The organism is Delftia sp. ZNC0008, from assembly GCF_000799035.1.
GTDB lineage: Bacteria > Pseudomonadota > Gammaproteobacteria > Burkholderiales > Burkholderiaceae_C > Comamonas > Comamonas tsuruhatensis.
In genome coordinates this window covers 1-541 of record NZ_JTKZ01000793.1, presented here as the reverse complement: position 1 = coordinate 541, position 541 = coordinate 1, and the positions used below count along the sequence as shown (strand labels likewise).

The following is a 541-nucleotide window of genomic DNA, read 5'->3' as shown; positions in this document are numbered from 1 at the left end:
CCAGTACCGCTACCACCTCAGCCATGTGCGCCTGGCTGACCGGCTCGAAGGCCCGGCCATCAGCTCGGCACCCATTGAGATCGCCGACGGTGGCCTGCGCCTGGACGGTCTGCCGGTGCGCGAGGGCTACGCCTTGAACGTCTACCTCTCCGGCCAGGACGGGGAGGGTGCCTATCTGGCCGGCGTTGCCACGGGCAGCAGCTTTGAAGTCAGCGGCCCCAATTCGACCCTGGTTCTGCCCTGCCGCACGCTGGGTGCTCAGCCGTTCCCTGTGGGCACCATCACTGCTGCGTGGCGTGGGCGCGTGCTCGTCGCCCAGGGCAATGTGCTGTGGGCCAGCCGGCCCATGGCGCCGCACCTTGCCGACTGGCGGGATTTCCGGCCCATGCCTGCGCCGATCACCGGCATCGTGCCCGTGGACGATGGCATCTATGTGGGCACGGCCGAGGATCTGGTGTTTCTGTCGGGGACGACGTTCGACCAACTGGCCTACCTGGAGCGCCAAACTGGGCCTGTCGTGCCGGGATCAGCCGTCGCGGCG

1 pseudogene is annotated in these 541 nt (G+C 68.6%); it reads left to right on the top strand.

The features are described from left to right. Nucleotides 1-541, top strand: a pseudogene (locus tag L995_RS25550) (hypothetical protein); the annotation flags it as partial.